Source organism: Tabrizicola sp. (assembly GCF_051645465.1).
Classification (GTDB): Bacteria; Pseudomonadota; Alphaproteobacteria; order Rhodobacterales; family Rhodobacteraceae; genus Tabrizicola.
The window spans coordinates 1-8,935 of the sequence record NZ_JBOFBI010000153.1; the positions used below are offsets into that span (position 1 = coordinate 1).

The window sequence follows — 8,935 nt, forward strand, 5'->3', positions numbered from 1 at the left end:
GGTAAAGCCAGCCGCTTCGCGGAAACCGTTACTCCTTCAGCACGCCCTCAAGATGGACGCCGTAGCTCGACTTGCCGAAGACCTTCGCCCGTTCAGCCATCCCGTCACGGTCGATCCAGCCCTGGCGGAAGGCGATCTCGTCCGGCGAGCCGACCTGCATCCCCTGCCGGTCCTGCAGCGTTCGGACAAAGTTCCCGGCGTCCAGAAGGCTGCCGGGTGTGCCGGTATCGAGCCAGGCGAACCCGCGGCCCATCCGTTCGACCTGCAGCGAGCCTTCGGCGCGGTAGTGTTCGAGGACGTCGACGATTTCCAGCTCGCCCCGGTCCGACGGCTTGATCCCGGCGGCAATATCGGGGGCGCGGCCGTCAAGGAAGTAAAGCCCGGTGATCGCAAAGCTTGAGGGCGGAACCTTGGGTTTCTCGACAATGGCCGTGACCTTGCCATTGGCGTCGAAGGCGGCAACGCCGTAACGCTCGGGGTCCGAGACGTGGTAACCGAAGACGGTGCCGCCTGCCGCTTGAGCATAGGCGCGGGCGAGGATCTCGGGCAGGCCGTGGCCGAAGAAGATGTTGTCGCCGAGGACCATGGCCGAAGGCGCGCCGTTCAGGAAGTCGCGGGTCAGCAGATAAGCCTGCGCCAGACCTTCCGGCTTTTCCTGGATGATCCAGGTGAAGCTCAGGCCCCACTGGCTGCCGTCGCCCAGAAGCCGCTGGAACTGCGGCTGGTCGTCGGGCGTGGTGATGATGGCAATCTCGCGGATGCCCGCCAGCATCAGGACCGAGATCGGGTAGTAGACCATCGGCTTGTCATAGATCGGCAGAAGCTGCTTCGAGGTGCCCAGCGTGATCGGCCAGAGCCGGGATCCGGTCCCCCCGGCCAGGAGGATGCCTTTGCGGCGGTGGTCTGTCATTGTCACGACCCGTCTCTTGCAGTTGGAGCAGCGCAGACCGCCCGAAGTGACTTAGATAAAGCTCTATGTCCTCGCGGTAAAGCCGCCCCACGCGATCGTAAAGACCCGGATCATAGAGGGACTCATACGCCGGTACCTTCATCTCCTGCTTCAGCTTCCGGTGTGCGGCAACGGTAGTGGTACCGAAGAACCCGTCGTGGATACGCTCGCGACCCTCGTTCCCGTGCAGGGTCAGCGCCCTTGTATCCAGGACCGTGAAGTCCGCCTTTTCCTTCACCCGGGCAACCAGGCCGTCCATTTCTTCAAGCCGGAAGATGTCGTCGTAGTTGCGGTAGACCAGGAAATCGACCTGGGGACGCCAATGGATATCCAGTTGCAGCGCGCCAGGCACCTCCAGGAGGGTCACGAAGTCGGCGAAGGTCAGGCTCTCTACCGACGTCAGACCAGCTTTCGTAAGCGATCTCGTGAGCCTGCGCAGACCTCGCTCAACGAGCGTCGGAAAGCCGAGCCGATGCTGCAACGCGTGGGCCCGCAGCTTTTGCGCTTCCCATGGGTGGTCAATGATCAAGTTCAGAAAGCAGCTTACTACACGGCGGAACGGGCACCGCAGGACCACGAACGTGTACTTGGCTGTCACAAGCTCGCCGAGGGATGGGCTGAAGCTGGCGTTGTTCTGGGCTATCCAGTGAATGCCGTCCGGCCCGTCAATCACCTGATTGGACAGGGCCGCGCTGTAGCGCAGCGACGAACAGCCGTTCTTTGGAATGAATGTGAAGACGGTGTCTTTGCCATAGAGCGCCATGGAGTGATTGATCGCGAAGCGGTGTTTGGGGTTCTTTGCAAGTCTGCCTGGAAAGCCCTGCGCGTGGCGCATCAATCTGATAGGCATCCAGTCATCCCCAAGCGCCAACTATCCCATCAAGATCTCCCGCAAGATCACCGGCAGCGTGTCGATCCAGTCAGGTCGCGATACTCCAAAGTCGTTTACAAAACTGTCACAATTCAAACGCGAATTCAACGGACGGCGCGCGGGGGTGGGGTAGTCTGCGGTCGGGATGTCTTCGATGTGGCACTGAAGCCCGGCCTGGCGCATGATTTCACGGGCGAAGTCGGCCCAGCTGGTGTCGGGCGAGCCTGAGAAGTGGTGCGTGGCGCCCTGCGCCCCGCCGATCATCTTACTGGCTGCGGTGATCAGCGCCTCGGCGATGGCGCCTGCGGGGGTGGGGCCGCCGATCTGATCGGAGACGACGCGTAGGGTGTCGCGTTCGCGGCCAAGGCGGAGCATGGTTTTCACGAAGTTCGTGCCGTGGGCCGAGACAACCCATGAGGTGCGGAGGATCAGGTGGTTGCCTCCGGCGGCGCGGACGCCTTCCTCACCAACCAGTTTGGAGCGACCGTAGGCGCCAAGCGGCCCGGTCGGGTGGTCCGGAGCAAAGGGCTGGTCGCCCTGACCGTCAAAAACATAGTCGGTCGAGATGTGGAGGAAGGGCACGCCCTTTGCCGCAGCTGCGCGGGCCATCGCGGTGGGGGCGTCGCCGTTCACCACGGTTGCAGCGGCCTCTTCGGCTTCGGCTTTGTCAACGGCGGTCCAGGCGGCGGCGTTGATGATGGCTTCGGCATCCGCGGCGGTGATGGCGGTGGCGCAGGCGGCAGGGTCCGTAAGGTCAGCCTCCTCTCGCCCGAGGAAGCGAGCGTCGGGCAGGCGGCGGGCAAGTTCCCGGGCGACCTGGCCGGTTTTTCCGAAGACAAGCAGTTTCATTTTCCGGTAATCCGATAGACCAAGCTGCCGAAGTATTCCTTCAGCGCCAGATTGACGCCCAGAAGGTTGCGGTCAAGCCGCCAGATGCCGCGCATGCCTGCGAGGTCGCCGGAACGAAAGTCGACCGGCCAGGCCACGATCCCCTCCCACCCCTGCCGGACAAAGGTTTCATGCGCCCGGGGCATGTGGAAGGCGGAGGTCACGAGGACCCAGGTCTCGCCAGGCTTTGGCTGGACGAGATCGCGGGTCAGGCTGGCGTTCTCGGTCGTGTTGCGGGAGTTCTGTTCGAGGAGGATGCGGTCGGGCGCTATGCCAAGGGCGATCCACATGTCACGGACCATGACCGAGGGGTCGGTCGTGTCCTCAGTCCGCCCAACCGTGGCCGAGCCGCCGGTGAAGATCAGCCGAGCCTCTGGGAACCTTACGGCCAGCATTGCGCCCTCGACAAGCCGCTCGCCCGCCTCGTTGAACTGCGGCCCGCCCCAGTCGCGATAGGCGGCGGTCTGTTCGGCCCCGCCGAGGACGATGATGCCATCCACGCGGGTCAGGTTGGGTTGGGCTGGGAAGGCGCTTTCGAGGGGCTTCAGCAGGAGGTCGCCAAGCGGCAGGAGGGTGATGGCCAGCGTGCCCGTGAAGAGCAGGGTGAGCGAGATGCCGGCAAGTCGGGTGCGGCCGCGCCAGAGGCCGAGAATAGCAAGCGCCATGAGGAGGAGCGCCCAGGTCTCGACCCGGGAGACCATGCCGAGGGTTTTGGAGGCGATGAAGAAGAGGGTTTCCATCAGGCTTTCCCCAGCCTTTCGCCCACGCCCTTCCGGTCGAGAAGCGGGCGCCACCAGGCTTCGTTGTCGAGATACCAGCGGACGGTGCGTCTTAGCCCCTCTTCGACGGTCACTGAGGGCCGCCAGCCCAGCTCGTCGCGGATGCGGGTGGGGTCGATGGCGTAGCGGGCGTCGTGGCCGGGGCGGTCGGTGACGAAGGTGATCTGGTCGGCGTAGGGGGTGGCTTTCGGGGCCATTTCGTCGAGGAGCGCGCAGATGGTGCGGACGAGGTCGATGTTGCGCCGTTCGTTCTCGCCGCCGATGTTGTAGCTGCGGCCGAGGGTGCCTTTCTGGAGAACGAGGAGGAGGGCATCGGCATGGTCTTCGACATAAAGCCAGTCGCGGACGTTCTCGCCCTTGCCGTAGACGGGGATGGGCTTGCCGTGGAGGGCGTTGAGGATCACGACCGGGATCAGCTTTTCGGGGAAGTGATAGGGGCCGTAGTTGTTGGAGCAGTTGGTGAGGACGACCGGGAGCCCGTAGGTCTCATGCCAGGCCCGGACCAGGTGGTCGGAGGCGGCTTTCGAGGCGGAGTAGGGGCTGCGGGGGTCGTAGGGGGTTTCCTCGGTGAACTGGCCGTCGGGGCCGAGGGAGCCGAAGACCTCATCCGTCGAGATGTGGTGGAAGCGGAAGTTTGCTGGCTTGCCTTGCCTTGTCCAGTGGGCGCGGGCGGCTTCGAGGAGGTTGAAGGTGCCGGTGATGTTCGTCTCGATGAAATCGGCGGGGCCGTCGATCGACCGGTCGACGTGGCTTTCGGCGGCGAGGTGCATGACGGCGTCGGGCCGGTGGGTCGCGAAGACCTGGTCCAGGGCGGCGCGGTCGCGGATGTCAGCCTGCTCGAAGCTGTAGAGGTTGGAGGTGGCAACGGAGGCCACGTTCGCCTCGTTCGCGGCATAGGTCATGGCGTCGAGGTTCACCACCTCATGCCCGCGTGAGACGGCCAGCCGGACGACGGCAGAGCCGATGAAACCGGCACCCCCGGTGACGAGAAGTTTCACAGCGCGCCCTCCCAGCGGAAGGGGGTGCCGATGTCGGCCAGCATCGGCGCCTTGGCGTCCTTGTCGGACAGGATCGGGGCGGCGATGCCCCAGTCGATGCCGATGGCCGGATCGTTCCAGCGCACGGCGCCGTCATGTTCGGGGCTGTAAAGGTCGGTGCATTTGTACTGGACTTCGGCGTCATCGGTCAGGGTGACGAAGCCGTGCAGGAAGCCCTTCGGCACGAAAAGCTGCCGGCCGTTTTCGGCGGTGAGTTCTGCGGCCACCCATTGGCCGTAGGTTGGCGAGCCGGTGCGGATGTCCACCGCCACATCAAGGATCGCGCCCCGCGAGCAGCGGACAAGCTTGTCCTGTGCGCGGGGCGGGGATTGGAAGTGCAGGCCACGTAGCGTGCCTTTGGCGGCAGAGAACGAGTGGTTGTCCTGGACCCAGGGCAGGTCGAGGCCCGCCTCGGCCATCCGGGCGGCGTTCCAGGTTTCGCTGAACCAGCCCCGCGCGTCGCCGAAACGGCGGGGCGTCAGGATCAGGACGTCGGACAGGGCGGTCGGTTCGATCTGCATCGTTCACCAGCAGGCTCAGAGGTTTACCCTGCATTACCGCAGGATCGCCCCGTGTCACAGCCCCTTCCTGCGGAGTCAGCGGTTTAGCCACCTTCGCAGCTGCTCGATGTCGTCGCGCATCACGGCGTGGCCGGCGCCGGGATAGATCTGGGTCATGACCTCGGCCCCCATCCCCGTCAGCACGGTTGCGCTGTCGCGGACCCGCGCCAGCGGGATATGCGGATCGCGTTCATGGACTGACATCCAGACCTTCGCCCTGTCGCGGCGGCCCTGATAGCCGAACCGCTTCGGCCCATGACCATAAAGGCCGGGATCGGGATCGCCCTCGGCGTCGCCGGTGCCGATCAGCCCACCCGACAGGGCGAAGACGCCCGCCAGCCCCTCGCCCTTCCGGGCGAAGGTTTCCAGCGCCAAGACCGCGCCCTGGCTGAAGCCGCCAAGCCAGATCGAGGCCCGCGGGATGCCCTCGGCCTCCAGCGTGGCGATCGCCGTTTCCATCGTTGCCACCGCGCTTTCCGCATGCGGACCGATCACCGCCTCGGGTGCCAGGAACGAGGTCGGCCACCAGCTTCCCCCCGGAGCATCGGGTGCGATGGCCGCCACCTCCGGCAACCCGGCGTGGTCCAGAAGCCCGAGGATATCCGCCGAGCTTCCGCCCCGGCCATGCGCCAGCACCAGCCCAATGCTGGCGCCGGTGGTCGGGCCTGCGCGCCTCATGATGCCACCCGGATGGGCGGCAGGACCTGCTCGATCCGGGCCCGCATCGGCTCATACTGCGGCGGCAGCATGAGTTGCGAGCCCATCGTCGCCTCAGGCTCGTCCACCGCAAAGCCCGGCGGGTCGGTCGCGATCTCGAAGAGCACTCCGCCCGGTTCGCGGAAGTAGATCGCGTTGAAGTACTGCCGGTCGATCACCGGGGTCGTGCGGTGCCCGGCGCTTGCGAGGGTTTCGATCCAGGCGTTCTGCTCGTCCTGGGACCGAGCCCGGAAGGCGATATGGTGGATCGTCCCCGCCCCCGGCCGCGCCGTCGTCTCGGCGTCCGAGCGGATGATGTCGATCACGTTCGCCCGTGCGTCGCCGGGCGCTTTCAGCCGCAGCCGTTCCACTCCACCCTCGGTCTCGGTCCCGACAGCCTGGTAGCCGAAGACATCGGTGATCAGCCGGGCGGTCCGGTCCGGGTCACGCTCCCACAGCGTCACCGAATGGAACCCGTGGATGTCGGTGGCCGTGGCATCCTCGATCAGCTCCACCGGCGCGTTGTCGGGATCGCGCAGTGTCATCACCTTGGCGCCGAAGCGTTCGGTCAGGCGTGGCACGGTCACCCCGGCTTCCATCAGCCGGTCGATGGTGGCGTCGAAGTCCGCCGCAGGTACGGCGTAGGCGTAGGCGCTGGCCATGCCCGGCCCCGCCCGCCCCGGCCCGGCATCGGCAAAGGGGAAGAAGGTCAGGATCGTGCCGGGGCTGCCCTTCGGATCGCCGTAGTAGAGGTGATACGTGCCCGGATCATCAAAGTTCACCGTCTTCTTCACCAGCCGCTGCTTCAGAGGGCCGGTATAGAAGGTGACATTCGCCTGCGCGGGGCCAGAGATTGCCGTGACATGGTGCAGGCCGGGGATGCGTGTGGTCATCACGTGGTCCTTTCAGTGGGGCGCGGGATGCGCCGCTTGCCGCCATAGATGGGGCTTTGCGCAGAAACGCAAAACCCTGCCCGTGCGCCCCATCTGTGCGTGTTTGCACAAAAGCGCGGACCCTGTTCCTTGCCGCCGGTTCTGCTATTCCTGAGCGCAAGGACGGGGGGAGACAAGACCCATGACCCATCTCTGGGTGCGGGCCGAGCAGCGGCCGAACGAAGAGCGCGTGGGCCTGACGCCCGAGGGCGCGGCGGCGCTGGTCAAGGCGGGGATCCGGGTGACGGTGGAGGAGTCGTCGGTCCGGGCGATTGGGATCGACGGCTACCGTGAGGCGGGCTGCGAGATCGTGGCCGAGAACCTTTGGCCCAAGGCACCGGCTGACGCGATCATCTTCGGGCTGAAGGAGCTGCCGGAGGACGGAACGGCTCTGGTGCATCGGCACATCATGTTCGGCCACGCCTACAAGGGCCAACCTGCGGGGCAGGTGCTTCTGCAGCGGTTCGAGGCCGGGGGCGGAGTGCTGTACGATCTGGAGTATCTGGTGAACGAAGACGGCCGCAGGGTTGCGGCCTTCGGCTATTGGGCGGGCTATGCGGGGGCGGCGGTGTCGCTGAAATGCTGGGCGGCGCAGCAGCGCGGCGGGATCGCCGGTCCGGTGCGGAAGGTGCCGTCGAAGGCGGCGCTGCTGGAGGAGCTTGCGGTCGAGCTAGCAGGCCTTGGCCGCCCGCGCGCGATCATCATCGGCGCCCTGGGCCGGGTGGGGACGGGAGCCGCGGACCTTTGCACTGCGATGGGTGTGGCGGTGACGAAGTGGGACATGGCGGAGACGGCGTCAGGCGGGCCTTTTCCGGAGGTCCTGGAGCATGAGATTTTCCTCAACTGCATCCTCGCCCGGCCCGGCTGTCCGGTCTTCGTGCCTGCTTCCGCCAGGACCGACCCGCGCAAGCTGACGGTGATCGGCGACATCGCCTGTGATCCGACCTCGGACTTCTCGCCGATCAAGGTCTATGACCGGGCGACGGATTGGGATGCGCCCGCCTTGCGGGTTCACGACCGCCCACCGCTGGATGTGACGGCGATCGACAACCTGCCCTCGCTGATGCCGGTGGAGTCGTCCGAGGACTATGCGGCCCAGCTGTTGCCCTCGCTTCTGACGCTTGGGGCGCTGGACCGGGGGGTGTGGGGCCGCGCGAAGGTGGAATTCGACGCCCATGTTTAGCCCACAGGGTTGCTTGAGAAGGCTCACCTATCCGGACGTTTTCCTAGGAAGCGTCAGGGCAGGTACCCCAGTGCGTCGATAAACTGGACGAAGATCTGCTCCATCAACGCCGTTTGAGCCTCATAATCGCTCCTGGGCTCGATAAGGCTTGCACAGGTGGCACCATAGCTGCCGCACTCCTCGATCCATAGGCCCGACGCGGCGGTTTCGCTTGCTAAGAACGCTTTCGCCTCCTCGCAAATCCCCTCGGCCCCCTCGGCGCAACCCATTGCCAGCGCGAGGAATGCAACATACGCACCCGTCTGATTTGGTACGACCGACACCGGGTAGAGGGTCTGGGCCGCCTTTGCCAGGAAATGGCAGCCTTCAGAATCGACTATGAGAACCATCTCACCGTCATCTTGCGGAAAGCAGGCGCGCCTCAGGAGCTGCCAGGCCTTGTCAGCGTCCTTCTCGGCTCCAATGCCTGTCTGATGCATCCAGCCCAGATATTTGCAGGCATAAGGCCCTTCGCCGATTTCATTGTTGTCGCAGGAGCGTGAGAGACGATCATAGGCGCGGTCATAGTCGCGCAGTTCGCGGTCATGCAGATAAATCTTTCCGGCATTGTAGCACCCGCCCGCCTGAAATTCGGCATCGCAGGACATGTCATAGTGCGCCAGCGCGCCAGCGAGATCACCCAGTTTCTCATAATCGACGCCGCGGCCCCAGCAAGTGTCGACGTTCCAGTCCCTCTCGCAGGGCGGTGCTTCGGAGGCCGGTGGCGGAACGCCCTCGTCGCGCCAGACAAATGGCTTGCCGTCAGACGTCGTCTCGCGCCCAAGGCTGCGCATCCGCTCCATGACCCTGTCGGGAACGCGGCGGATGGTGTCTGTCACACAGGTCAGATCTTCAATTGTCTCATCCTTGCGGATGACGTCGATCGTGCCGGTTTTGTGCCAGGCATTCGGGGCTGGCTCGATTCCATCGCGGTAGCCGAGAGCGACTCGATAGGAAGTATCCTCGTTCTGGAAGGTCACGGCTTCGCCGACGACCAAGCC

Annotated in this window: 10 protein-coding genes; 1 reads left to right on the forward strand and 9 read right to left on the reverse strand. The window is 65.2% G+C overall.

Annotated features, from left to right (window positions below):
* Positions 1-28: 28 nt before the first annotated feature.
* The 8 genes from rfbA to ACRCSW_RS09825 all read right to left on the reverse strand — a co-directional run bounded on the left by rfbA (position 29) and on the right by ACRCSW_RS09825 (position 6,673).
* Complete coding sequence (gene rfbA / locus ACRCSW_RS09790; protein ID WP_438704658.1) at positions 29-910, reverse strand: glucose-1-phosphate thymidylyltransferase RfbA; 882 nt, start codon at positions 908-910, stop codon at positions 29-31.
* Entirely contained in the window at positions 807-1,799 is a 993-nt protein-coding gene (locus tag ACRCSW_RS09795) for a sulfotransferase family 2 domain-containing protein (protein WP_438704643.1), read from the reverse strand. The genes rfbA and ACRCSW_RS09795 overlap by 104 nt, the downstream gene beginning before the upstream one ends.
* A gap of 21 nt (positions 1,800-1,820) precedes the next feature.
* Positions 1,821-2,669, reverse strand: a complete 849-nt coding sequence (gene rfbD, locus ACRCSW_RS09800) for a dTDP-4-dehydrorhamnose reductase (RefSeq protein WP_438704644.1) — start codon at positions 2,667-2,669, stop codon at positions 1,821-1,823.
* Positions 2,666-3,448, reverse strand: coding sequence for a YdcF family protein (locus ACRCSW_RS09805; protein WP_438704646.1), 783 nt, complete (start codon positions 3,446-3,448; stop codon positions 2,666-2,668). The genes rfbD and ACRCSW_RS09805 overlap by 4 nt, the downstream gene beginning before the upstream one ends.
* Positions 3,448-4,485, reverse strand: a complete 1,038-nt coding sequence (gene rfbB / locus ACRCSW_RS09810; RefSeq protein ID WP_438704647.1) for a dTDP-glucose 4,6-dehydratase — start codon at positions 4,483-4,485, stop codon at positions 3,448-3,450. The genes ACRCSW_RS09805 and rfbB overlap by 1 nt, the downstream gene beginning before the upstream one ends.
* Positions 4,482-5,045 carry a dTDP-4-dehydrorhamnose 3,5-epimerase gene (gene rfbC / locus ACRCSW_RS09815; RefSeq protein ID WP_438704649.1) on the reverse strand — a complete coding sequence of 188 codons (564 nt, stop codon included), beginning with the start codon at positions 5,043-5,045 and terminating at the stop codon, positions 4,482-4,484. Before rfbC ends, rfbB begins: the two co-directional genes overlap by 4 nt.
* Before the next feature lie 75 nt (positions 5,046-5,120).
* The gene (locus tag ACRCSW_RS09820) at positions 5,121-5,762 is read right to left on the reverse strand and encodes an alpha/beta hydrolase (RefSeq protein ID WP_438704651.1); all 642 of its coding nucleotides are present in this window, start codon (positions 5,760-5,762) and stop codon (positions 5,121-5,123) included.
* Positions 5,759-6,673, reverse strand: a complete 915-nt coding sequence (locus tag ACRCSW_RS09825) for a ring-cleaving dioxygenase (RefSeq protein WP_438704652.1) — start codon at positions 6,671-6,673, stop codon at positions 5,759-5,761. The genes ACRCSW_RS09820 and ACRCSW_RS09825 overlap by 4 nt, the downstream gene beginning before the upstream one ends.
* A 181-nt stretch (positions 6,674-6,854) precedes the next feature.
* On the opposite strand from ACRCSW_RS09825, the gene ACRCSW_RS09830 reads away from it, so the two are divergent.
* Entirely contained in the window at positions 6,855-7,895 is a 1,041-nt protein-coding gene (locus tag ACRCSW_RS09830) for a saccharopine dehydrogenase (protein WP_438704654.1), read from the forward strand.
* 53 nt (positions 7,896-7,948) lie between these two features.
* Here ACRCSW_RS09830 and ACRCSW_RS09835 read toward each other — a convergent pair.
* A partial coding sequence (locus ACRCSW_RS09835) for a tetratricopeptide repeat protein (protein WP_438704656.1) occupies positions 7,949-8,935 on the reverse strand: 987 nt, incomplete at its 5' end.

Bases quoted from the DNA above. Each gene is read 5' to 3' on its own strand.
- ACRCSW_RS09825 (WP_438704652.1), bottom strand. From the start codon at position 6,673: ATGACCACACGCATCCCCGGCCTGCACCATGTCACGGCAATCTCTGGC.
- rfbD (WP_438704644.1), bottom strand. From the start codon at position 2,669: ATGAAACTGCTTGTCTTCGGAAAAACCGGCCAGGTCGCCCGGGAACTT.
- ACRCSW_RS09795 (WP_438704643.1), bottom strand. From the start codon at position 1,799: ATGCCTATCAGATTGATGCGCCACGCGCAGGGCTTTCCAGGCAGACTT.
- ACRCSW_RS09830 (WP_438704654.1), top strand. From the start codon at position 6,855: ATGACCCATCTCTGGGTGCGGGCCGAGCAGCGGCCGAACGAAGAGCGC.
- ACRCSW_RS09820 (WP_438704651.1), bottom strand. From the start codon at position 5,762: ATGAGGCGCGCAGGCCCGACCACCGGCGCCAGCATTGGGCTGGTGCTG.
- rfbA (WP_438704658.1), bottom strand. From the start codon at position 910: ATGACAGACCACCGCCGCAAAGGCATCCTCCTGGCCGGGGGGACCGGA.
- rfbC (WP_438704649.1), bottom strand. From the start codon at position 5,045: ATGCAGATCGAACCGACCGCCCTGTCCGACGTCCTGATCCTGACGCCC.
- ACRCSW_RS09805 (WP_438704646.1), bottom strand. From the start codon at position 3,448: ATGGAAACCCTCTTCTTCATCGCCTCCAAAACCCTCGGCATGGTCTCC.